This window comes from Vibrio sp. R10-SF1-ISO8, from assembly GCF_059833805.1.
Genome location: NZ_JCBDHL010000021.1, coordinates 249,175 through 273,908, shown reverse-complemented (window position 1 = coordinate 273,908; position 24,734 = coordinate 249,175). Strand labels below are relative to the sequence as shown.

General features: G+C 46.2%; 23 protein-coding genes. 4 read left to right on the top strand and 19 right to left on the bottom strand.

Annotated features, from left to right (window positions below; translation table 11 throughout):
* Window positions 1-4 precede the first annotated feature (4 nt).
* Window positions 5-1,255, bottom strand: a complete 1,251-nt coding sequence (locus AC6R00_RS19250) for a TIGR03503 family protein (RefSeq protein ID WP_500641597.1) — start codon at window positions 1,253-1,255, stop codon at window positions 5-7.
* A gap of 8 nt (window positions 1,256-1,263) precedes the next feature.
* Entirely contained in the window at window positions 1,264-2,001 is a 738-nt protein-coding gene (dnaQ, locus tag AC6R00_RS19245; RefSeq protein WP_500641596.1) for a DNA polymerase III subunit epsilon, read from the bottom strand.
* Window positions 2,002-2,057: 56 nt separating this feature from the next.
* On the opposite strand from dnaQ, the gene rnhA reads away from it, so the two are divergent.
* A complete protein-coding gene (gene rnhA, locus AC6R00_RS19240) occupies window positions 2,058-2,522 on the top strand; it encodes a ribonuclease HI (protein ID WP_171322916.1) in 465 nt (154 codons plus the stop codon).
* Here rnhA and AC6R00_RS19235 read toward each other — a convergent pair.
* A complete protein-coding gene (locus AC6R00_RS19235; protein WP_500641595.1) occupies window positions 2,519-3,256 on the bottom strand; it encodes a class I SAM-dependent methyltransferase in 738 nt (245 codons plus the stop codon). The two genes, rnhA and AC6R00_RS19235, sit on opposite strands and share 4 nt — an antisense overlap.
* A 52-nt stretch (window positions 3,257-3,308) precedes the next feature.
* On the opposite strand from AC6R00_RS19235, the gene gloB reads away from it, so the two are divergent.
* The 3 genes from gloB to AC6R00_RS19220 all read left to right on the top strand — a co-directional run bounded on the left by gloB (window position 3,309) and on the right by AC6R00_RS19220 (window position 6,383).
* Window positions 3,309-4,067, top strand: coding sequence for a hydroxyacylglutathione hydrolase (gloB, locus tag AC6R00_RS19230; protein ID WP_500641594.1), 759 nt, complete (start codon window positions 3,309-3,311; stop codon window positions 4,065-4,067).
* A 70-nt stretch (window positions 4,068-4,137) separates the two neighbouring features.
* Window positions 4,138-5,700: a LysM peptidoglycan-binding domain-containing protein gene (locus AC6R00_RS19225; RefSeq protein WP_500641593.1), complete on the top strand. Its 1,563-nt coding sequence runs from the start codon at window positions 4,138-4,140 to the stop codon at window positions 5,698-5,700.
* Window positions 5,697-6,383: a YIP1 family protein gene (locus AC6R00_RS19220; RefSeq protein ID WP_069667046.1), complete on the top strand. Its 687-nt coding sequence runs from the start codon at window positions 5,697-5,699 to the stop codon at window positions 6,381-6,383. The genes AC6R00_RS19225 and AC6R00_RS19220 overlap by 4 nt, the downstream gene beginning before the upstream one ends.
* Here AC6R00_RS19220 and AC6R00_RS19215 read toward each other — a convergent pair.
* The 16 genes from AC6R00_RS19215 to AC6R00_RS19140 form a co-directional block, all read right to left on the bottom strand.
* On the bottom strand, window positions 6,380-7,231 hold the full coding sequence (locus AC6R00_RS19215) for an endonuclease/exonuclease/phosphatase family protein (protein WP_500641592.1): 852 nt from the start codon (window positions 7,229-7,231) through the stop codon (window positions 6,380-6,382). The genes AC6R00_RS19220 and AC6R00_RS19215 overlap by 4 nt on opposite strands.
* A 55-nt stretch (window positions 7,232-7,286) precedes the next feature.
* Entirely contained in the window at window positions 7,287-7,625 is a 339-nt protein-coding gene (gene glnB, locus AC6R00_RS19210; protein ID WP_004744805.1) for a nitrogen regulatory protein P-II, read from the bottom strand.
* Window positions 7,626-7,726: 101 nt separating this feature from the next.
* A complete protein-coding gene (locus tag AC6R00_RS19205; RefSeq protein WP_500641591.1) occupies window positions 7,727-8,041 on the bottom strand; it encodes a c-type cytochrome in 315 nt (104 codons plus the stop codon).
* A 50-nt stretch (window positions 8,042-8,091) separates the two neighbouring features.
* On the bottom strand, window positions 8,092-9,411 hold the full coding sequence (tilS, locus tag AC6R00_RS19200) for a tRNA lysidine(34) synthetase TilS (RefSeq protein ID WP_500641590.1): 1,320 nt from the start codon (window positions 9,409-9,411) through the stop codon (window positions 8,092-8,094).
* Window positions 9,412-9,504: 93 nt separating this feature from the next.
* On the bottom strand, window positions 9,505-10,464 hold the full coding sequence (gene accA, locus AC6R00_RS19195; protein WP_004744802.1) for an acetyl-CoA carboxylase carboxyl transferase subunit alpha: 960 nt from the start codon (window positions 10,462-10,464) through the stop codon (window positions 9,505-9,507).
* Window positions 10,465-10,502: 38 nt separating this feature from the next.
* Entirely contained in the window at window positions 10,503-13,982 is a 3,480-nt protein-coding gene (gene dnaE / locus AC6R00_RS19190; RefSeq protein ID WP_500641589.1) for a DNA polymerase III subunit alpha, read from the bottom strand.
* 90 nt (window positions 13,983-14,072) lie between these two features.
* A complete protein-coding gene (gene rnhB / locus AC6R00_RS19185) occupies window positions 14,073-14,690 on the bottom strand; it encodes a ribonuclease HII (protein ID WP_500641588.1) in 618 nt (205 codons plus the stop codon).
* Window positions 14,683-15,837 (bottom strand): lipid-A-disaccharide synthase, encoded by a 1,155-nt coding sequence (gene lpxB, locus AC6R00_RS19180; RefSeq protein WP_500641587.1) that lies wholly within the window; start codon window positions 15,835-15,837, stop codon window positions 14,683-14,685. Before lpxB ends, rnhB begins: the two co-directional genes overlap by 8 nt.
* A gap of 91 nt (window positions 15,838-15,928) precedes the next feature.
* The gene (lpxA, locus tag AC6R00_RS19175) at window positions 15,929-16,717 is read right to left on the bottom strand and encodes an acyl-ACP--UDP-N-acetylglucosamine O-acyltransferase (RefSeq protein WP_239853844.1); all 789 of its coding nucleotides are present in this window, start codon (window positions 16,715-16,717) and stop codon (window positions 15,929-15,931) included.
* Window position 16,718: 1 nt separating this feature from the next.
* Window positions 16,719-17,171 (bottom strand): 3-hydroxyacyl-ACP dehydratase FabZ, encoded by a 453-nt coding sequence (gene fabZ, locus AC6R00_RS19170; RefSeq protein ID WP_139152290.1) that lies wholly within the window; start codon window positions 17,169-17,171, stop codon window positions 16,719-16,721.
* Window positions 17,172-17,267: 96 nt separating this feature from the next.
* A complete protein-coding gene (gene lpxD, locus AC6R00_RS19165; protein ID WP_500641586.1) occupies window positions 17,268-18,299 on the bottom strand; it encodes a UDP-3-O-(3-hydroxymyristoyl)glucosamine N-acyltransferase in 1,032 nt (343 codons plus the stop codon).
* Window positions 18,300-18,306: 7 nt separating this feature from the next.
* Window positions 18,307-18,816, bottom strand: a complete 510-nt coding sequence (locus AC6R00_RS19160) for an OmpH/Skp family outer membrane protein (protein WP_500641585.1) — start codon at window positions 18,814-18,816, stop codon at window positions 18,307-18,309.
* A 17-nt stretch (window positions 18,817-18,833) separates the two neighbouring features.
* Window positions 18,834-21,245, bottom strand: coding sequence for an outer membrane protein assembly factor BamA (gene bamA / locus AC6R00_RS19155; protein ID WP_500641584.1), 2,412 nt, complete (start codon window positions 21,243-21,245; stop codon window positions 18,834-18,836).
* 37 nt (window positions 21,246-21,282) lie between these two features.
* Complete coding sequence (gene rseP / locus AC6R00_RS19150) at window positions 21,283-22,641, bottom strand: sigma E protease regulator RseP (RefSeq protein ID WP_500641583.1); 1,359 nt, start codon at window positions 22,639-22,641, stop codon at window positions 21,283-21,285.
* On the bottom strand, window positions 22,638-23,846 hold the full coding sequence (gene ispC / locus AC6R00_RS19145; protein WP_500641582.1) for a 1-deoxy-D-xylulose-5-phosphate reductoisomerase: 1,209 nt from the start codon (window positions 23,844-23,846) through the stop codon (window positions 22,638-22,640). Before ispC ends, rseP begins: the two co-directional genes overlap by 4 nt.
* A 41-nt stretch (window positions 23,847-23,887) precedes the next feature.
* Complete coding sequence (locus tag AC6R00_RS19140; protein ID WP_500641581.1) at window positions 23,888-24,730, bottom strand: phosphatidate cytidylyltransferase; 843 nt, start codon at window positions 24,728-24,730, stop codon at window positions 23,888-23,890.
* Between the last annotated feature and the right edge of the window lie 4 nt (window positions 24,731-24,734).

Genomic DNA, 24,734 nt, shown 5'->3' with positions numbered 1-24,734 from the left:
AATATTACTTCTTCGGCATTTCCAATTGCATCTCAGGTATCGCTTGCTTGCTCGCCTTAAGCTTACGCCTAACAAACCAGACCACCAAGCCGAGAATAACCACCACAACGTTACCAACTCCGATAACAATCATGGTGCGAGTACGCTTTTCTTCGCGCATTTGCATCAGCTCCATCTCCTCTAACAGCTTCTGCTGTTTTAGGCGCTCCTCTTCCTGCAATCGACGAGTCTCCGCCATGTCGACTTCCGCGACAACACTGTAAGTATGATCTGTCATTGAGAAGATTAGTGGCCTCTGAGAGCCCATTTCAGTAGCAAATGCCTCTCCGGTCCACGAGTAAAGGCCAATCGCCTCACTATACGGAATCTCCAGTTCAAGCTTATTGCTTTCGGCATCAGCCGAACCTTGAACTGACGTCAGCTCACCGCTTGGAGAGGTATGTTCTATATGCCCTGCAATTGACCCAGGTAAGATCATTCCCTGCTCACCCGCAATCACAACCTTATTTGGACTCATTGCATCACGTGACTGGATAAAGGTCGTTTGCAGAGGCGTTGGGTAAACCAGCACTTCTTGCTCTTGAGCACGCAAGAACACACCATTACCCGAAGTGATTCTTACCCGATACTTACCCGGTGCGCTAGTAATGGGTAGAGAGACGGTGAATATGCCATCCCCTGCCACTTCATCAAGCCCTTGCCCATCATCGGAAAACTCACCTATCACTTCTGGAACTGGCTTGGCCTCTTTGATCAACTCATCTTCATTTTCAATATATTTGGTAAAGGTCACTTTGAGTTTGACCCGGTCAAGAAAATCTCGTAGTACCAAAGGTTGGTCATCCGACGTCAATCTGGCGTTAAACTTAATCGACTCCCCTTGAAAAAGGCGATTCGGGAGTTGGTCGGTTGTCAGTTCAAGGTGAGAGATAAGCTTAATTTTATTCTTCGGTGTGACTCGACCGATAGCTTGCCACGGCCCTGGCATTGGATTATCAATCGACACGATGTCCATTGAGGACTCTTGATACCAACGAACATTGTCTGGGCTACGCCACGCGTAATACTTTTTACCATCAGGTCTAACAAGAACCACTGGCTGAGAACGTTTTGCACGATAGATTACAAAGGTGATCTGTTTGATGGAGGGGTCAACTCTAAAACGGTTGTCCAATAAAGATATTGAGGACTCTTCAGCGCTATAACTGAAAGCGCTAAACAACATAGCAACTATGGCAATCCAAATCCTCAACATCCTTTCTCCTATTGACGCCAGAGGCAGCTTCCGCTTTTCTCGACGATATCTAATCTACTTTGATGGGCTTCTATTTCATCGGCGCTTGCACGCAAAACCTTTAGCGCTTTTCGTCCACTTGCTGCACGTTTTATCGCTTCGCCGCCCTCTTCGTTGCCATTTCCGGCATTAAACTGCAAAGAAGTCTGCCCACCTGTCATTAACAGGTATACGTCGGCCAGAATCTCCGCATCGAGCAAAGCCCCGTGGAGCGTACGGTGCGAGTTATCGATTCCGTATCGATCACATAACACATCAAGGTTGTTTCGCTTGCCCGGGAAGATCTTCTTCGCCATCGCAAGCGTATCGGTCACCTTACAGAAATCGCTCGTCTTACCAATCTGCGGATCGAGCATAGAAAACTCGTAATCCATAAAGCCGGTATCGAAGGGGGCATTGTGAGCCACCAGCTCAGCATCTTTGATGAAATCGAGAAACTCTGCGTGAACATCTTGGTACTCTGGCTTATCAACCAAGAATTCATCGGTAATACCGTGGACTTCGACTGCATCAGGCTGTATTTCTCGATCTGGCTTGATGTAACAGTGGAAGTGACGCCCTGTTAGTTTACGATTGATGATCTCGACCGCACCGATCTCGATAATGCGATGGCCTTGATAGTGAGGCCCGCCTTCGCGGTTCATACCGGTTGTTTCGGTATCGAGTACCACGATACGGTGTTGCTTAGAATTGTTGCTGGTATTCATAACAAAATGTGTGTCAGACTATGCCAATAATGTGCTTAACCCAATAGTATCAAATCATGACAAAACAGGTGGAAATTTTCACTGATGGTTCCTGCTTAGGCAATCCTGGCCCTGGTGGCTACGGTGTGGTTCTTCGCTACAAACAAACCGAAAAGACATTAGCCAAAGGTTATACACTCACAACCAATAATCGTATGGAGATGCTGGCGACCATTGTTGCACTGCAAGCCCTTAAAGAGCCATGTGATGTAATTCTCACCACAGATAGCCAGTATGTACGCCAAGGCATTACCCAGTGGATTCACAACTGGAAAAAACGCGGTTGGAAAACCGCAGATAAAAAACCAGTTAAGAACGCCGATCTTTGGCAAGCACTCGACAAAGAAACTGAACGTCACAGCGTTGACTGGCGTTGGGTTAAAGGTCACGCAGGCCATCGCGAAAACGAAATGTGTGACGAACTAGCCCGAGCGGCTGCAGAGAACCCGACCGAAGAAGACAGCGGCTACAAGCCTAGCTAATGACTTTGCTTATTCGACACTTTGTAATTGACGCCAACTGGCGTCAATTTTCTTTTTAACTTCCAGTGTGGCTTAATCGGCTTAAGTGGGTAGGTTCGTTTACGTGCGACAATAAAATACAAACTGCCCAGCGGCGAAGCCCATTCACCTAAACTGTTCTCAAGCCATGTCCACATAGTACGATATTTCTGCATCGGGAACAGCGCGTAGCTATCACATTCAATCACTTGATAATTGAGTAACCCTAGCCAATCTCTAATGCGATTTGGTGTAAACATCCTACCACTCCACGGAAGGTTGTTCTTTCTCCACGGCATCAAGCTCGCCAATCCGGTAAAGCTGATAGGGTTGAATCCAGTGATAATCAAATAGCCATCATCAATCATCACCCTATCCACTTCACGTAACATACGATGCGGATCATTACAGTAATCTAACTGGTGCGCCATCAATACCGCATCGAAGCTTTTCTCTAAAAAGGGCAAATCGTAGCCATCTGCAATGACATTATGCAACGGGTTCTGGATATCTAGATGAACTTGATGTTGAATATTACAATTGAAACTGGTTAACTCGCAGCTCAGGCCTCCCAGCTTTAGTAAATGATAACCGAACAGCTTAGGGCACCATTCGTCAACGCGGGTTTGAATGGATTCATTCACCCACTGACCATTTTTTAGCTGAGACCATGAATGAGGCTTTTCAAGCTTTTTACTACTACGTGCTGGCTTCATAGTTACCTGCTTCACCCAAGCGTCTGTTGACCGATATACTGGAGACACAACCATGTTGAATATCAAAAGCATACCTGCATTTAATGATAATTACATCTGGCTGATCGAAAATAGCGATCGCCGTTGTGCCGTTGTCGACCCAGGTGACTCTGCGCCAGTTTTGGCGTATCTCAAAGAGCATGACTTGAGTTTAGAAGCGATTCTCATTACCCACCATCACAATGACCATATCGGCGGCGTCCCGGAACTAGTGAGACAGTTTCCAGACGTCGATGTTGTCGGCCCAACCAATGAGCCAGTGCCTACCTTGACGCATGCTGTTGATGCTGGTGATCAGATAGAACTGTTTGATGAAATCTTCTTTGTGCTCGGCTTAGAAGGCCATACTCGCGGTCATATTGGTTATGTGGGTGATGGTAAACTTTTCTGTGGTGACGTGCTGTTTTCGGCGGGTTGCGGACGCGTCTTTGAAGGTACGATGAAGCAGATGCACACTTCTCTCACCAAAATTGCCGCGCTACCAGAAGAAACCGAGGTCTACTGCGCGCACGAATATACCGCAAGTAATATCGCTTTCGCTCTTGCAGTAGAGCCAGATAACCAGCAGCTTCAGCAATATCGTGACGAGGTTAACCGACTAAGAGCACAGAACAAGCCAACCTTACCGACCACGATTCGGCGTGAGAAATGGATCAACCCTTTTCTGCGTACCGATCAACAAACTGTCATCCGTTCTGTCGCAAATCGTACTACTCAAAGCGACTCACTCGCAATTTTTAGCGCATTACGTGAGTGGAAGAACGAATTTTAACGTTTTGCCGCTTGTCACCTACTAATTGGGACAAGTATTATCAGCAGCCAAGTAAAAAAAGGGCTGTGCAATGCGAGTTAAACACAGCTGGGTATTAGCGCTATTATTATCAGGTTGTCAGCTTACCCAGCCGACTGATTCTGGAGAAGCCGTCTCTCCAGAAACAAACAATCCAACAGTTAAGCAAACTGAGCCAAGCGCTCAACCAGCAAAACCTATCGTAAAATCCGAGCCAGTGGTGACTCCACAGACACAACAAGATGTCTGGAAGCGCATCGCTATGCAGTTAGAGATGCCAATCCCTGACCACAAGCTCGTTGACTACTACCGTACATGGTATCTAAAACACCCTAACCACCTAAAAACTGTCTCACAACGTGCAGAGCCGTTCTTGTATCTAATTACAGAGAAGATAGAGCAACGCAATATGCCGTTAGAGTTAGCGCTATTACCAGTGGTAGAGAGCTCTTTTGATGCTTTTGCCTACTCTCATGGTAGTGCTGCGGGTTTATGGCAATTCGTTCCGGGAACGGGTAAGCAACAAGGCCTTAAGCAAAACTTTTGGTACGACGGACGTCGTGATGTCGCCGCTTCAACCGATGCCGCCCTAGATTACCTTACCTATCTCAACAAACGTTTTGATGGCGAATGGACTCACGCCATTGCTGCCTACAACAGTGGCGGCGGACGAGTATCTAGTGCAATTCGCAAAAACACCAAACTCGGCAAGCCTACAGATTTCTTCTCGCTTGATTTGCCTAAAGAAACTAGTGGTTACGTACCAAAGCTGCTTGCTCTAGCAGACGTTGTCGCTAACCAAGAAAAGTATGGTATCAGTATTCCAACGATTGCTAACAAGCCTGTCGTTGAACTCGTTGACCCTAAAGAGCAACTTGACCTCGCCATAGCCGCTAACTACGCGGGTATCAGTGTTAAAGAGCTACAAGGCCTCAACCCTGCATACAACCAATGGGCGACAGCACCGGACGGGCCTCACCAATTGCTTCTTCCAAAAGATAGCGTCGCTAAGTTCAATAAAGCGGTAGCAGAAAACCGTGGTAAAGGAATGAAAGTCGTTCGCTATAAGGTGAAGTCCGGGGATAGCCTGAGTGTCTTAGCGCAAAAGTATAATACCACTGCCAACGTGATTCGCACGGCGAATAACCTCAGTGGCAACAACATTCGAGTCGGCCAACACTTGATGATCCCAACTTCGACACGAGACGACAAAGCCTATGCTCTTAGCGCGTCGAACCGATTAGCGAAAACACAGGCTAAGTCTCGTGGTCAATTTAAGCTCACTCACACAGTTCGCTCTGGCGATAGCTTATGGTCGATTGCTCGCGCCAACAAAGTGTCACACCAATCATTAGCGAAGTGGAATGGCATGGGACCAAGAGACACCTTGCGCGTTGGTCAAAAACTGGTGATTTGGAAAAACAGCTCTGATGGCGCGATCATCCGCACTGTGTTCTACAACGTCCGCACAGGTGACACTATCAGTGGTATTGCGAGCAAATTTAAAGTCAAATCGAACGACATCGTTAAATGGAACGATCTCAGCAGACAGAAGTACCTTAAGCCAGGTCAGAAACTTAAGCTGTATGTAGACGTAACTAAGGTAAGTGTATGAACCCGTCAAGTAACCCGTTGATCATGCTAGTCGACATTTTCCGTTCGCCTAGCGCCTGTTTCTTAGCCCTCTACCAACGTGGTGCTTGGGGCTGGCAGCCGTACATTTTCTTGGTACTTTCCCCGTTTCTTTTCTGGGGCGCTTACTTCGACATGGTTGATTTCGAGTGGCTAAGGCAAGGGCTTGCAGCGCAACTGGCAGAAACCAACCCAAAACAGCTAGAACTACTTGACGCCAATACCTTGATGGCGAGTGAAATCATTAGTGATATTGCTGGTAGAACGCTGACCATTCTGATGCTTGCTTTCTGGTTCAATCTCGCGACAAAACCAAGCCAGCATCAGCATGGTTTCTGGAAATGGTTCGCAGCCAGCGCGGTGATCACTTTCCCTGCGATTATCGGTGACTTGGCAAGCTACGTGAGTGCGCTACTAAAACATGGCCAAGTTATGGTGTATGCCGCCGATTTGAATAGCCTCAACGGGCTGTTAAAGCTACCACTAACTAACGAGTGGTCACAGTTTGCTAGCTCATTCCCACTATTACTGCCTTGGTACATTGCCTTAGGCTACGCCGCGGTAGGAACTTGGACTGAATTTGAACGCGGTCAAGCACTGGTTATTTCCGCGCTGCCTTGGCTTGCTTACTACCTAATTTGGGCACTGTACATCCTGATATTCTAAAGTGCTAAGCGAAAGCTAACTAAAATTGGATTATGATCAGAGGCGTCAGAAATTGGCGCCTCTGCTGCTTCCACGTTTAAACCACGATAAAAGACATGATCGAGTGGCAAGCCAGTCACAAACTGAGTGCGATTATCTGGTTGATAATCGACTTCTTCTAATCCTAGTGACGTTAGCGCTTTTGACATCACAGCGAAACGCTCTTCACTCCAACTATTGAAGTCTCCAGCGACAATAATTGGGCCTTGATGCTGACCCAACTCTTTGGTCAACGCCGTTAACTGAGAATGGTATTCCTTAGTACCATAGGTAAAGTTTACCGCATGAATATTTACCACAGCTAACTGTTCCCCTGAAGAAAGCGGATAGAGTGCGTATAGTGCCGATTTAGGCAAACGTAGCCATGGCTCTAGTTCAGTGTAAGCACAAGCTTTGCTTGGCGTATTCAAAGACAAATTCAATACCCCTGCGGATGTATCAAACGCTTTAAACGCATCTACCTGACTACCAAACCAGCCCTGTTTCGCCACCCAATCGATGAGTTCAGGTGTCATGCTCGCTTCTTGCAACAAGACCAACTGCTTTCCATCCGACAGTTCAGTTAAGCTTTGCTGCCAGTTTTCTCTATTTTGCTTGTAGATGTTCCAGACCAGTAGCTTAATTTGCCCGCGGTTATCTAAAACCGGTGCTTGTTCATTGCGATAGCATTGCAAAGATAATGCGACATTGTTGCCTGAAATAGACGCGACCTGAGCTTGTTGAGTGAAGCTAAAAATCGATTGGTAGCCGGCAACGACCACTAAGGATAAGACCAGAGACAAGATGATGAAGTAAGCGCTTTTCTTCATTGCATTACCTAAACAAAAAAGAGCCTTACGGCTCTTTTTTAACAATATTCATGGGTTAGATAGCGTCTTCGTCTTCTTCGCCAGTACGAATACGGACAATACGCTCCACATCAGTGATAAAAATCTTACCGTCACCGATTTTTCCGGTTTGTGCCGTTTCGATGATGGTATCAACACATTGATCGGCCACGTCATCCGTAACTACGATTTCAAGCTTAACCTTAGGTAGAAAATCAACCATGTACTCTGCACCACGGTATAGCTCAGTATGACCTTTCTGACGACCAAAGCCTTTAACCTCAGACACTGTCATACCTGTAATGCCCACTTCAGCGAGTGCTTCACGTACGTCGTCTAACTTAAACGGCTTAATGATGGCTTCAATCTTTTTCATGTTCTTCCCTTAAACTATTGTACCTAGCGTCATTATCCCATGTTCATTGGCTAATAAAAAGCCCGAGCTTTGTAGCTCGGGCTCGCAATCTATCTTATCGACTATTTCAAACTAGCGTAATAAGCCGCTAGGTTAGCGACATCAGCATCGCTTAGCATCGCTGCTTGCGCTTGCATGACTGCTGCGAGTCCACCATTTCGCTCTTTGTTTTTGTAAGCGTTTATAGACGTCACAAGATACTGCTCATTTTGGCCTTTAAGGTTTGGGTAGCCAGGGATCACTGCAATACCATCGGCACCATGACAAGCAGCGCAGATGGCCGCTTTTGCTTGACCTGCCGCAACATCACCTGCAGCCAGCGCATTACCACTAAGTAGGCCCATTCCAAGTACCAATCCTATAGCGAATTTCTTCATTGCTCTTCCTTATAATTCCATGATAGTTGTACGTTTTTATGTATACAATTTTACATAAAGCGTGATCCCTTGTCCCAGACAAGTTCACAATCCTGACCTATAAAGTGGCGATCAATAAACAAATCCCCCACGGCAACGACCCTATCACCACACATCAAGATAGGGGTTCTGCGTCGTAACCAACTTGGCACACCATACTCTTGGAACAGCTTTTTCAGTTTGCGGCTATGCCCACGCTCTGCTGGGTGTGCACTTAATCCCTCTGGGTTAAAAGTGACACGCAACGGACTTAGGGCTAATGCCTGTCGAGACAATCTCCCCTCACTCGAAGGGACGAGCGCTAAGCTTCCTAATTCATCAGGCAAAGGACAAGGCTTATCAATATCGAGCGGTTGCTGCCACTCGGCAAGTGATTGCCAATCTCTAACGATGTAGAGCTTGTTTAAATAGCGGCGTACTTGCACCTCAGGAAGCTGCAGCTGCGGATTGGCATCCGCTTTCGCCTTTGCAACTTCCAACCAAACCTTACTCAATTGCTCACGAGTAGGCATACGCAGGTGATTTTGCTCAAGCCACATACGAATTAATCGACTGCGGATCAGAGTTGAGGCACTTTCCAGCATCGCAATAGATAGGCTTCCATCGTCACATATACATTGCTGGTACTTCTCAGCCAAGAGTTCATCTAACAACTGTTCCTGTTCAGAGCAGAGTTCGGCTGTACGTTGAACTGCTTGCCTAATATGAGGCCAACGCTCCACTAAAGATGGCGTTAGTGAGTGACGAACAAAATTACGCTCAAATCTCTGGTCTTGATTACTCTCGTCTTCTACCCAAGCCAATTGCTTAGCGTGAGCAAACTCTTCAATTTCGTGACGTGAGATAGTCAACAGCGGACGCAGCAAATTCGCCTGACCAAATGGCATGCTCTGCGCCATTGAGGACAAACCTTTCGGGCCGCTGCCGCGCTTGAGAGCAAGGAAAAAAGTTTCGAGCTGATCATCAGCATGCTGACCGGTGAGTAGTAAATCATTATCCTGCAGATGTTTTTTAAGTGCTGTATATCTGGCTTCACGAGCACTCTCTTCAATACTTCTGCCTTGAGTCGCCAGTTGAACCTTTTCTAACACGAATGCGACACCAAGCTCCTGACACCAATGTTCACATTGCTCAGCCCAACTGTCTGCATTCTCGCTTAGACCATGGTGAACATGGACAGCCAGACATTCGAGCTTGCGCGATTTACAGTAGCTTGCCATCAGTTCAAGCATAACCCGAGAATCAAGCCCACCACTTAGGGCAAGGACAATTCGGCTACCGGCTTGATAGTGTTGGTCTAGAGAGTGTTGAAAAATAGATTCGAGCTTCATAGCGAGTAACATTTGGAGTTGTTAGCGCTAGTTTATCACTGGCAATAAAAAAGGCTGAACCTAAGTTCAGCCTTTTTCTAACATTTGTGCCGATTAACAGTAACCGTAGCTCATTAGACGCTGGTAACGACGCTCTAGCAAGGTGTCGTTATCAAACGCTTCTAGCTCTTCAAGCTGACGAACTAGGGTCGCTTTCATGTTCTGCGCCATCTGCAGGTGATCACGGTGTGCACCACCTAGAGGCTCGTCGATGATCTCATCGATCAGCTCTAGCTCTTTAAGACGTGGAGCAATCAGACCCATTGCTTCTGCGGCCTGTGGCGCTTTATCTGAATCACGCCATAGGATTGAAGCACAGCCTTCTGGAGAGATAACAGAATAGGTTGAGTATTGCAGCATGTTGACGTAGTCGCCTACACCGATAGCAAGTGCACCACCAGAACCGCCTTCACCGACAACGTTACAGATAACTGGTACTTTAAGACCCGCCATCACTTTTAGGTTAGTCGCGATAGCTTCTGATTGACCACGCTCTTCTGCACCAACACCTGGGTATGCACCCGCCGTATCGATGAAAGTAATGATTGGCATGTTAAAGCGCTCTGCCGTTTGCATCAAACGCAGCGCTTTACGGTAACCTTCTGGCTTAGGCATGCCGAAGTTACGTTTTACTTTCTCTTTAGTCTCACGACCTTTTTGATGACCAATGATCATTACTGGACGGCCATTAAGACGTGCCATACCACCTACGATCGCTTTGTCATCTGCGTAGTGACGGTCACCCGCCATCTCATCAAACTCTGTAAATACGTGCTCGATGTAATCAAGCGTGTAAGGACGCTGTGGGTGACGAGCAAGCTGGGCAGTTTCCCAAGCACCAAGATCGCTGAATGTTTTCTTTTTAAGCTCTAGGCTTTTCTTCTCTAGCTGTTCAATCTCTTTTTCAAGATCAACACCAGACTCACCGCCATGACGAGATACGTCACGAAGTGCTTCAATTTTTGCTTCTAGCTCTGCGATTGGCTTTTCAAATTCTAAAAAATTCAGGCTCATCTATAGATCCTTTATGATTCGGTGGCGTTTTACCGAACTTAGTTAAATTCGAGTTCTACCTGGCCTTTCCCAAGTAGTTGTTTTAAATCATCTAATAATGCGTCACTTGGCGTCACTCGCCATTCTGTACCCAACGTCAAACGCGCTCGTGCATCAGAGCGTTGGTAGTATACATGGACAGGAACGCTCCCCGCCCGATGAGGCTCTAGTATTTGACTAAAACGCTCAAAAAATCGGTCATTGATTTGAGATTGATCGATGGAAACTGATAATCCCCGTGCATATTTTTCACGAGCAGTCCCGAGATCCATAACCTCGCGCGCGGACATTTTAAGACCACCATTGAAATCATCAAAGCTGACCTGTCCAGAAACAACCAAAATTTTATCTTTTTCTAACAATTCTGCATATCGATCTAACGCATCGGAGAATAACATCACCTCCATACGCCCGCTTCGATCATCCAGTGTCATAATACCAATACGTGTTCCGCGCTTAGTGGTCATCACACGAGCCGCAATTACCAGACCCGCGACAGTGACACTTTGATCCCGTCTGGTTGGTGTTGCGTCTTTTAGTCGACAACTGGTGTACTTACCAAGTTCCTTTATGTAGGCATTTATTGGGTGCCCGGTCAAATAAAGGCCTAAAGTATCGCGCTCACCTTCAAGCCACACTTTTTCCGGCCAAGGTTCAACTTTGGTGTATTTGTGCTCAACTTCTTCAGGTGCTTCGGTCAACACGCCGAACAAATCGGTTTGACCAAAGGCTTCTGCTTGGTGATGTTGGCTCGCCGCTTTAACAGCATCGTTCAGTGAAGCCATCATTGCTGCGCGGTGCGGACCAAGGCGATCCAATGCGCCGGCGTAAATGAGTTTCTCAATGACTCGCTTATTAACCTTTTTCAGGTCGATACGAGCACAGAAATCGAATAGGTCTTTAAAGTGGCCGTCTTTGTTACGCGCTTCGAGAATGGCATCAATTGGACCTTCACCCACCCCTTTGATAGCACCGATGCCGTAAACAATCGCCCCATCGTCATCGACATTAAAGCGATACAAACCTGCGTTGATATCTGGCGGCAGCACTTTGAGTTTCATGCGGAAACACTCATCGACCAGACCGACGACTTTCTCAGTGTTATCCATATCGGCGGTCATTACCGCAGCCATAAATTCCGCTGGGAAATGAGTTTTGAGCCACAGCGTTTGGTAAGAAACCAGAGCATATGCAGCCGAGTGCGATTTGTTGAAGCCGTAACCTGCGAACTTTTCTACCAAGTCGAAGATCTTCATCGCCAATTCGCCGTCTACGCCGTTGGCGACCGCGCCTTCTTCGAACGTCGCACGCTGCTTGGCCATCTCTTCTGGCTTTTTCTTACCCATCGCACGACGAAGCATATCTGCACCACCAAGCGTATAGCCAGAAAGAACCTGAGCGATCTGCATTACCTGCTCCTGATAGAGGATAATGCCGTAGGTTGGCTCTAGAATCTCTTTTAGCGACTCGTGCTGCCACTGCTCATCTGGGTAAGAAACCGCCTCGCGTCCATGTTTACGGTCGATGAAGTTATCTACCATGCCCGACTGAAGCGGTCCCGGACGGAACAGAGCAACCAGTGCGATAATATCTTCAAAACAGTCTGGCTGAAGGCGTTTTATTAGCTCTTTCATACCACGCGATTCAAGCTGGAATACCGCAGTGGTTTCTGAGTTTTGCAGTAAATTGAAAGAAGCTTGGTCTTCCAATGGGATAGACTCAATGGCGACTGGGGCTTTGCCTTCCTTCTCTAAGCGTGGGTTAATCAAGCCCAACGCCCAGTCAATAATGGTCAGCGTACGTAAGCCCAAGAAGTCAAACTTCACCAGACCCGCGGTTTCAACGTCGTTTTTATCGAACTGAGTCACCGGGAAGTGACCTTCCGCATCAGCATAAATCGGCGCAAAGTCAGTGATGGTGGTTGGCGATATTACAACACCACCAGCGTGCTTACCTGCGTTACGTGTACACCCTTCAAGGATGCGACACATATCGATCAGCTCTTTAATTTCTTCGTCGTTTTCGTACAGCTCAGGCAGTGCAGGTTCTGCTTTGAATGCTTTTTCTAGCGTCATGCCCGGGTCTGGCGGAACCAGTTTCGAGATGCGATCAACAAAACCGAAACCATGACCAAGTACACGGCCTACGTCACGAATTACCGCCTTCGCTGCCATCGTACCGAAAGTGATGATCTGCGATACCGCATCACGACCATACATTTCTGCAACGTGATCAATTACTTGGTCACGTTTATCCATACAAAAATCGACATCGAAATCGGGCATGGAAACACGTTCTGGGTTGAGGAATCGCTCAAACAGAAGATCGTATTCTAGCGGGTCGAGATCGGTGATTTTTAACGCATATGCCACCAAAGAACCGGCACCTGAACCACGGCCAGGACCTACAGGGATGGCGTTATCTTTTGACCACTGGATGAACTCCATTACGATCAAGAAGTAACCTGGGAATCCCATGTTATTGATTACTTCCAGTTCAATTTTAAGACGATCATCGTATTCAGGTCGCCTTTCTGCACGCACCGCCGGATCGGGGAATAAGAATTCCAGTCGCTCTTCCAAACCTTCTTCAGATTTTTTAACCAAGAACTCGGTTTCTTCCATCCCTTCGGTTGGGAACGCGGGCAGGAAGTATTCACCCAAGCGGACTGTCACGTTACAACGCTTAGCAATCTCTACACTATTTTCTAATGCTTCAGGGATGTCAGAGAATAGCTCACACATCTCCTCTTCAGTACGAAGATATTGCTGAGCGCTGTAGTTTTTTGGTCGACGTGGATCTTCTAGCGTGTAACCATCATGAATCGCAACACGAATCTCGTGCGCATCAAACAGTGTCTCATCAAGAATCACTACATCATTAGTAGCAACAACTGGTAAGTCATGTTGTTCTGCCAGCTCTAACGCAAAGTGAAGATAGGTTTCTTCATCGGCTCTGCCAGTACGAACCAGTTCTAGATAGAAACGGTCTGGAAAATGGGTTTGGTAGAACTCGACGCACTGCTCGACAACATTCTGGTTGCCTTTCAACAGCGCTTTGCCTATTTCACCACTCTTAGCTCCGGAAAGTATAATTACCCCTTCTGAGAGCTCAGCCAGCCACGCTTTATCAATCACAGGTTGATGCTGAACGTGGCCTCGTAGGTAGGCTTTTGAGATCAGTAAAGTCAGGTTCTTATAACCGACGTTATCCGCAGCAATCACGGTCAGCTTAGTCAGCTCATCACCAAACTCAGGTGACTGCATCACGAAGTCAGCACCAATGATCGGTTTGATACCACAACCGTGGGCCGTGCCATAAAACTTCACTAGACCACATAAGTTAGTAAAGTCAGTCAGCGCCATCGCAGGCATGCCCAACTCAGCCACTTTCTTAACCAAGGGTGGCACTTTTGAAAGGCCATCGACCATGGAAAAGTCACTATGAACTCGAAGGTGGATAAACTTAGGGTCTGACATGGATAGAGTCCGGAACGGTTATAATTGATGGAGATATTTGGGGTATTTTAAGTGAAAAACTTCGACTTATATACCCCTGAAACAGTATTGCTACTCAATGCCAAGCGCACGCTTAACGGGTTTGAAACTCTTACGATGCTGCTCAATGACACCGTGTTGCTCAATCGCTTCAAAGTGCGCCTTAGTTGGGTACCCTTTGTGCTTAGCGAAACCAAACTCAGGGTGAAGCTTATCCAGCTCCTCCATCTCTTGATCGCGAACCACTTTAGCAATAATCGAAGCAGCACTGATCTCCGCAACACGCAAGTCTCCCTTAACCACGGCTTGCGATTGCATAGGTAATTGGGGACAGCGGTTGCCATCTATCAATACGAAATCAGGTTGAACTTCTAAACCTGCGACAGCTCTTTGCATTGCGACCATAGTGGCTTGAAGAATGTTCAGTTCGTCAATTTCCTCTGGAGAACAACGACCTACCGACCAAGCTAAGGCTTTTTGCTTAATTTCAGGCAGTAACGCCAGACGTTTCTTCTCAGACAGTTTTTTCGAGTCGTTTAATCCTTCAATCGGATTACTTGGATCTAGAATGACCGCAGCGGTCACAACATCACCGACCAAGGGACCGCGCCCTACTTCATCAACACCAGCGATACGAAGGTATCCCTGAGGATATTCAAAAGGCGGTAATTCTTTGCTTTGTTTAGTCATCTTGTTTATCTCGGCCGATGAGCTTAAGTACGGCTTTAGCGGCTTGCACATCGGCATCTTTGCGAATCAGTTTGTGCATCTCAGTAAAGCGGTCGATAAGTTCTTGGTTATCACTAGTTAGCATCTTATCGACGGCAGGAACTAAGTATTCAGGATCACATTCATCAAGAATAAATTCCTTCACCAACTCTTCTCCTGCCAAGATGTTAGGCAAAGAAACGTATTTGGTAATAGCCAGTTTCTGTACTAACCAACCGGTTAAGCGATTGACTTTGTAACCCACCACCATCGGCCGCTTGAGCAGCATACATTCCAGCGCCACGGTACCTGAAGCGAGTAACACAGCATCTGAGGCAGTGATAACGTTACGTGCCGTATCTTGAACGATGACGAAATCGAGTTCTGGCGCCACAGATCGCCATATCTCTTCAAACTGCTGGCGACGTTTATCATTCACCGCAGCCACGACAAAGCCAATGTCCGGATGCTTTTGCTTAATTTCACGACAGGTTTGAATGAAGGGTTCCGCAATCAGGCCGACTTCACCACCACGACTGCCAGGCAGCACCGCTAACCACTGCTTGTTTTTCTCTAGGCCAAGCAAGGCTCTCGCTTGTTGTTGATCCGGTACAAGCGGGATAGCGTCTGCTAAGGTATGACCAACAAACTCACAAGCCACTTGATACTTATCGTAGAAGGCTTTTTCAAACGGTAAAAAGGCCAGCACAAGGTCGGTCGCCGCATCAATTTTGAAGATACGCTTTGGACGCCACGCCCAGACAGAAGGACTGACATAATGTACTGTTTTAATGCCTTTTTTCTTCAGATCAAGCTCAAGGCGTAAGTTAAAATCTGGCGCATCAATACCGACAAAGACATCCGGTGGATTATCGCTAAAATACTTTACCAACTGAGCTTTCACTTTTAACAACCTTGGTAGTCGTCCCAACACTTCAACCAAGCCCATAACCGCGAGCTCTTCCATATCGAACAGAGACTCACAGCCTTGAGCGATCATCTTCGGACCACCAATGCCAACAAACTCTGCATCCGGATATTGGGCTTTGATCGCTTTGATAAAGCCTTCACCCAAAGTATCCCCTGACAGTTCGCCGGCGATAATGCCAATACGTAGTGGTTTTTCCATTGCTGAATGACCTACCTAATTTGTTGCTTTAAAAAGTAAAAAAGACCGCAACCGTAAGATTGCGATCTTTTATGCAGCTTCACAAGTGTTATTAACGAATAATACCGCGCTCAGAAATCTCTAGCATCTCTAGCATAGGTTTGATTGATTCAAACTCTTTTGCCATTTCAACTAGGCTTGCTTTTGCGTCTTCAAGCGTTTTACCCGAACGGTAAATTTCTTTGTACGCTTTCTGCAATGCACGGATTTCTGGCTTCTCAAAACCGTTACGCTTAAGGCCTACTAGGTTTAGGCCAAACGGTGTTGCGTGGTTACCTTGCGCAAGTACGTAAGGAAGTACGTCTTGAACAACAGCAGAGCAGCCGCCTGTGTATGAGTAAGCACCAATATTACAGAATGGATGAATCGCTGAAAGAGCCATAACACCGGCATAGTCACCAAGGGTAACGTGACCACCAAGGATAGCATTGTTGCCAACGTGAGTATGGTTACCAACAATAACGTCATGGGCGATGTGCGCGTTAACACACAGCAAGTTATCATTACCAATCACAGTTGTTGCTTTATCTTGAGTAGTACCACGGTGGATTTGTACCGCTTCGCGGATTACGTTGCGATCACCGATCACTACCGTTGTCTCTTCTCCACCATACTTCTTGTCCTGGTTCTCTTCACCAATCACAGCATGGGGGAAAATACGGTTCTCTTTACCGATGGTTGTATGACCTTTGATCACAACATGTGACATCACTTCAGTACCTTCACCAATCTCGATCGTTCCCGAGATATAGGTGAATGGACCTACAGTCACATTCGCTGCGATTTTTACATCACCTTCAATGACAGCAGAAGGGTGAATTTGAGCCGTTTCATGAATCATATTAAAACTCTCGACGAGCACATTTTAGTTCAGCAGAACATACTACTTCGCCGTCAACTTTTGCTGTGCCTTTGAATGCAGCAATGCCACGGCGCTCTTTTAAGAACTCTACTTCAATTACCAACTGGTCACCAGGAACCACTGGCTTGCGGAATTTAGCACCGTCTACACTTGCGAAATAGTATAGCTCATTGTCTGAAGGGGCACCGAATGATTTGAATGCCAATAGACCAGTTGCCTGTGCCATTGCTTCAAGGATCAGTACACCTGGGAATACAGGTAGTTGAGGGAAATGACCTGTAAACTGAGGCTCATTCACTGAAACATTCTTAATCGCCGTTAGGTATTTCTCTTCTTGGAAATCAATCACGCGATCAATTAGTAAGAATGGGTAGCGATGCGGCAACAATTCCTGAATTTCAGTGATGTTCATCGTTTTGTTTTCAGTAGTCAAAGTCATATTCCTATATTGAATGCTAATTTTGTATCTGGCGGGCATTATAGATGAAAAAGACCCGCAATACGCGAGCCTTTTTGATCCAACCTAGAGCTAAGCGTCTTTATTACTCTCAAGCTGCTTTTCAACTGCCTTAAGACGTTTATTCATGTCATCAATACGATGAACACGTGCAGCTGTTTTGCGCCACTCTTTGTTTGGCTGTAGTGGGATACCGGAAGAGTACATACCTTTCTCTTCAATGCCACGCATGACCATGCCCATGCCAGTAATGGTCACGCCATCGGCAATCTCAATGTGACCATTGATCACGGTACCACCACCAATAATACAGTACTTGCCAATCTTAGTACTGCCCGCAACAATCGTACCACCCGCCATAGCTGTACCATATCCGATGTGTACGTTGTGAGCGATTTGCAGTTGGTTATCAAGAATAACGTTATCTTCAATTACGGTATCGTCTAACGCACCGCGATCAATCGTCGTACATGAACCAATTTCTACGCGATTACCGATGCGCACGGAACCAAGCTGAGGGATCTTAACCCACTCGCCTTTTTCATTGGCGTAACCAAAACCGTCCGCACCAATGACTGTATTCGCTTGAACCAGACAGTCTGAACCAAGTGACACTTCATGGTAAACCGAAACGTTTGACCACAGTTTGGTGTTACTTCCAACCTTAGCATTCTTGCCAACAAAGCAGCCCGCACCAATAACAACGTTATCACCTAGCTCGACACCTGATTCAATCACAGCATTGGCACCGATTGAAACATTGTCTCCCAGTTTAGCATCAGCAGCGATGACCGCTGAAGGAGCAATCTCATGGGCTGGCGATGGTGTGGTGTCAAGAGCTTGCGCTACTTTAGCAAAAGCAACGTAAGGGTCATCAACCACAAGCACATTACCTGAACAAAGTTCACGTTGTGCTTCTTTAACCATCACAAGTGTCGCTTTACATTCAGCAAGATGTTTGGCGTATTTTGGATTGGACAGGAAAGTTACATGACCTTCCTGCGCAGCGTCCATAGGCGCTACCATAGTGACAACGGCTGTCGCGTCACCATGTAGCTCGCCCCCAGTAATCGTAGCCAATTCGGCCAAAGAAAGAGTCGTCATAAATCGTTTATTTTAGTGAGTCAATTACAGCTTTAGAAATATCGTTTTCTGGCTTAGAGAAGCGCACTGCTTGTTGCTCTAGAACCATATCAAAGCCTTTTTTGTCAGCAACCTTGTTAATTGCATCTTGAATTGTTTTAAACAGTTTTTGCTCTTCTTCTGCTTGGCGACGCTGTCTTAGCTTTTCGAAAGACTGTGCTTTTAGCTTAAGTTCATTCTCTAGTTGGCCAATTTCTAGACGTAGCTTGTCGATATCATCTTGGCTCATTAGTTCGCCATCACGCTTTAGCTTTTCAACTTTGCTTTTACCTTTAGCTTGAATCGCCTGAAGCTCTGCTGACTTGTCTTTAAACTCATCTTGAAGCTTTTGTGCTACCACTTCACGTTGTGGAAGCGATTGGAATACTTGAGCAGTGTTTACATAACCAATTTTCTGCGCAGCTTCAGCAGCATTAGCAAAGAAAGAAGACGTCATTACTAGAAGGCCAAGACCAGCCGCTTTAATTGTTTTATTCACTGTATTTTCCTTTAAATTTAGAAGGTTCTACCGATGGTGAAAGTGAAGAACTCTTCATCATCACCTTCGTAAGATTTAATTGGTTTCGCAATCGAGAAGACTAGCGGCCCCATTGGAGACATCCACTGCAACGCCGCACCATATGATGCGCGGTAGTTCATTGGATCTGAGTAATCGTTGTAGTAGCGATCGCCAGCGTATTTAGCATTATAAACAAACTCAGTATCCCAAACACTTGCTGCATCAACGAACATACTGGTACGAATCTGACTTCTAAAGTCATCCGAAACAAATGGCGTTGGGACAATCAGTTCCATACTCGCTAATGCAATAGCGTTACCACCGACTGAATCATCAGTCGCGGTCAAGCAAGAGTCTGTATTACAAGTACTTGGGTTACCGTTAACCGTGTACACCGCTTTAGGGCCTGCACTATTGGATCGGAAACCGCGTAGCGTAGTAAAGCCACCTGCGTAGTAGTTTTCGTAGAATGGGAACAAGTTATCGTTGCCATCCGTCTTACCATAACCGTTTCCGTAACCTAAACGACCACGCATCAATAAGGTAAACTCATGCTTCTTAGTTAGTGGCACGTATTGTCTAACATCATATTGCAGTTTGAAGTACTGCGCATCTGAGCTAGGTACGGTCGCTTTAGCGAAAGCACGCTGGTAGTTACCTGCTGTCGGGAAGTAGCCACGGTTTAGATTGTTACGTGTCCAGGAGACGTTCACATCGAAGTCATTGGTAATAATATCGCCATTCGGTTGGCCGATGCTTTGTGCAAACAGCTGCGCTTGGTCATAAGTTGGCACGTTGCCGATCTTGTTATGGGTCAATCCCACACCAAATTCAAAGCGGTTCAGCTCATCAAATGGGAAACCCCACGTTAAGCTAGCACCATAACTTTCGTTGGTATAGTCAACAATGTTTGCCTCTGACGCTTCAAACTGGTTGTAGAAAATCTTACCACCAAGACTGACACCATCGAGGTTCCAGTATGGGTCACGGTAGTCTAAGCTGATGTTTTTCTGGTAGTCGTTCATCATCGCGTTAATACCTACGCGGTTACCACTACCTGCAAAGTTATCTTGCTGTAGGCCAACTTGGAAGCTGATACCTGATTCAGTACCATAACCAACACCAAAGTTGATACTACCCGAGTTGGCTTCTTTAACGTTGTAAACCAAATCAACCTGGTCTTCACTACCAGGAACACGTACGGTTTGTACGTCTACGGTTTCGAAGTAACCTAAACGGTTAAGGCGGTTTTTACCGGTTTCGATCGATTTCGAGTTTAACCAGCTGCCTTCCATCTGACGCATTTCACGGCGCAGAACTTCATCTTTGGTTGCATTATTACCCACAAAACGAATATCACGCACATAAATACGTTTACCCGCCTCAACGTTAACGACCAGAGATACTGATTGATTTTCATCATCAAACTCAGGAATAGTACGAACTTGAGGGTATGCGTAACCTGCTTCACCCAGTAGGCGTTTAACGTTCTCTTCTAGGCTAGTCACCGCTGAGCCGTTATAGGTCTCACCGGGTTCAAAGGTCACTAATTGTTCAAACTCAGCTTCTTTACCCAGTAACTCACCACGGAATTTTACGTCCTTAACGGTGTAAGGCAGCCCTTCATTCAAGCCAAGTGTGATATAAACACCTTTCTTGTCAGGCGAGATTGCAACCTGAGTTGAGTCAATTTGAAACTTCAGATAGCCTCGATCTAGGTAATAAGATTTCAGCGCTTCAATATCACCCGCAAGGACTTGCTTCTGGTATTTATCGTCTGCAAGGAAGTTCCACCACGCCACATCGACGTTCAGCTCAAACCGACTTAACAGCTCTTCGTCGGCAAATTTTTCATTGCCGATAAAGTTTATTTGCTTAATTTTGGCTGATACGCCTTCGGTAAAGACAAACTTAAGGTCACTACGGTTACGAGGCAGTGGCGTTACAACCGCTTTAACGGTCGCGTTGTACTTACCTACGCTGTAGTAGAAATCTTCAAGGCCTTTTTCAATCGTCGACAGCGTTGTACGGTCGAGGGCTTCACCAACGCGAATACCGGAAGCGTCGAGGTTCTGTTGTAACTGCTCTTCTTTGATCGCTTTATTGCCCGAAAAAGAAATACTTGCAATGGTAGGACGCTCTTTGACTTGTATAACAAGCACGTCATTATCACGCAGTACTTTTATATCTTCAAAGTTACCTGTTGCATATAAGGCTCTAATCACCTCTGAGACATCTTGGCTATCAACAGAATCACCAATACGTACCGGCATTTTCAACAACGCAGCACCAAGTGCTACACGCTGTAAGCCTTCAATTTTAATATCTTGAATTACAAAGTTTTCGGCACCGTTTGCGCTCACGCTTGTCGCTAACAGGGTCGCAAACAGAATATTTTTCATCGCCATTTTGTTCTAGTTATTCCTTTCTTCAACCTTTACCCGATTACAGACGGGCAAAATCATTGAAAATTGCCACTGCCATAAGAGAGAAGATAATTGCACCGCCTACACGGTAACCCATTTCCTGAATTTTTTCTGGAACTGGACGTCTTATTACAGCCTCAATAGCAAAAAACAATAGATGTCCGCCGTCCAACATTGGCAACGGTACAAGGTTAATAATCCCTAAGTTCACACTGATTAATGCCAGGAACCCTAGGAAGTAAACTAAGCCATAATCGGCTGTTGTTCCGGCTCCTTTCGCGATCGAAATAGGCCCACTTAAATTATTCAGCCCAACATCACCAACAATAAGCTTTTTCAGCATACTTATGGTTAAGTCGATGACCTGACCCGTTTTTTCAACTGCCTTTCCGATTGATTCAATTACACCAAATTGAAGATCGAAGCGATAGTTTTCTGGCCATTCTGCGACCTCGGGGGTGATTCCAGCAAACCCAATCACGCGCTCATTTGATAACTCACGGCGATCTGGTGTAATGACTAAAGATAGAAGCTTCCCATCACGCTCTACTTCCAGCTGCAAAGGCTGGTTTGGGCTGTTGTGAATACTTTCTACTACTTGCTGCCATTGGGTAATGTTTAAATCCCCAATTTTGGTCAGCAGGTCGCCAGTTTGTAAACCTGCCCGCTCACCAGCACCGCCAGGCGAAACATTCGTGAGTTTAGCCTTTACAGGTGGTGTAAATGGCACAAAACCCAGCGCTGCCATAGCAGACTCTTTCTCTGGGTCAAAGTTCCAATTGGTTAAATCAAAAACCTTAGCCTGCTCGACTCCAATACCATCCGCTGGAGCAACCGTCATAGTTAGCCGCTGATCACCAATATGAGAAATCAGCCCCATATTGACTGATTCCCAATCCGCAGTTTTGACGCCAGAAACCGCTTTTAGTTCCATCCCTGGCTCTAAACCCGCTTCAGCTGCTATCGAGTAAGGCGTCACTTGGCCCACAACCGGCTTAACCGCAGGCACACCAATCAAGAAAACTAACCAGTATGCAAAGATCGCAAACAAGAAGTTAAATACGGGACCTGCTGCGACAATGGCCGTACGTTTCCAAAGTGGCTTGCGGTCGAACGCAAACTCATGCTCACCTTCAGCCAATTCATCCACACGACCATCGAGCATTTTTACATAGCCGCCAAGCGGAATAACTGAAACGCTATACTCGGTACCATCTTTACCGACCTTGCTCCAGATAGATTTGCCAAAACCAATCGAGAACTTTTCGACTTTGACTCCGCAGCGGCGTGCTACCCAAAAGTGACCAAACTCATGCACGGCAACTAAAATGCCAAGCGCAATGATAAAAGAAACAAAATTCCAGATGATACCCGTCATTGCTTACGCTCGCTTATGGTATTGATCGCTAACTCTCTTGCCATTCTATCTAGCTCCACAATGCTTTCCAAGTCACGACAATGTGACGAGCTAACAGATGCGGTCAGCTTGGTTAACACTTGTTCGTTAACCACTGCAATATCAGTAAATCTAAGTCGACGCTTTAAAAAGGCATCAACAGAAACCTCATTCGCCGCATTGAGCAGTGTGGTCGCATGTTGCCCTTCGTAACAAGCATCAATCGCAAGTTTAAGGCAAGGATAACGAGCAAAATCAGGTTCAAGGAAGGTCAGTTCACCGACTTTAGTGAAATCGAGCGGCGCTACTCCCGCATTGACACGCTCAGGATATGAGAGTGTTAATGCAATAGGTGTTGCCATATCTGGCTCACCCATTTGAGCGAGTACCGAGCCATCTCGATACTGCACCATAGAGTGAATCACTGATTGAGGGTGAATTAAGACTTTAAGTTGCTCGCGAGCAGTATTGAATAGCCACTTGGCTTCAATATACTCGAGACCTTTGTTCATCATGGTCGCTGAATCCACTGAGATCTTTGGCCCCATAGACCAGTTAGGGTGAGCAATCGCCTGCTCAGGAGTCACTCTGGCTAGCGAATCAATATCGCTATAACGAAATGGCCCACCAGAGCCAGTCAGCAAAATATGAGAGATACCATGTACATTTAGATCACAGCGGCCAAGATTGTTTTGAATATCACTAGGTAAGCACTGAAAAATAGCATTGTGTTCACTATCTACAGGGAGAAGCTCAGCGCCATGCTTTTCAACCGCATCGATAAACAGTTGACCAGACATGACTAGTGCTTCTTTGTTGGCAAGCATTACGCGTTTACCCGCTTTGACTGCCGCCATGGTTGGTAATAAACCAGCCGCGCCAACGATCGCTGCCATAACAGTATCAACCTCATCACAAGATGAAATCTCGCACATGGCATCGATACCCGATCTCACTTCAGTACTAATTTTCAGTTCGATTAGGTGAGTTTTCAGTTTCAATGCAGCTTGTTCATCAGCCATGACTGCATACTTAGGTTGCCACTTCTGACACAACTGACGCATTTTATCGACATTCTGCCCAGCAGCAAGCGCTACAACAGAGAACTTTTCAGGATTTTGCTCGATGACTTTGAATGTGCTTGCTCCAATTGAGCCTGTCGCACCTAAAATCGTTAACTTACGCATAGCAAGAAACCGTTAATGAATAGGGCAAGCCGAAGCTTGCCTTAAAATGTGAAGTAGAGGAATGCAAACACAGGGAAAGCGGCGGTTAAACTGTCTATACGATCAAGGACGCCACCATGTCCTGGGATAATGTTGCTGCTATCTTTAATACCAGCCACTCGCTTGAACATGCTCTCAACCAAGTCTCCAAGCACTGAAATCACGACAGTAACAAGAGTAATACCGACCATGACCCACGCATTGGCGAATTGAATATCAAACCAATAAGCCGTTCCCCAACCAACGAGAATTGCAGTAATAATCCCGCCGATTAACCCTTCAATGGTTTTATTTGGACTAACATGTGGTGCCATCTTATTCTTGCCCAAGCTTTTACCAGCAAAGTAAGCACCGCTGTCCGCTGCCCAAACAATAAAGCAGACATATAAAACCAGTCTAGCACCGTGATAAGGATCAGCCTCTATTGCTTCTGCGCGTAACATGAGTACGCTCCAGAAGAAAGGGAGTAAAGTCAAAATGCCAAAGCTATAGCGAAACAAGTTGGAGTTTTGCCAGAGGCTCGACGATTTGGGATAAGTGATGGCAAGCGCACTGGCAGCCAACCACCAGATACATCCGATGGCCAAGATGATGTAATGAGGTTGGGTAACGAGGTTGAGGCTTAATGCATCAGATGGCACTAACCAAACCGTCGCAGCACTCACTAATACGGTAGGTATCAGTGCAGCCATTCGAGAAGGCGCTTCAACAAACTGAGTCCATTCCCAAAATCCAATTAAAGTCACTGCCGCTATGGCAATCATAAATAGAGGTAGAGAAAGTTTGAATATCCCTAATATTACCAATGGCGCCAGAATAAGTGCCGTTATAATTCGTTGTTTCAAACTT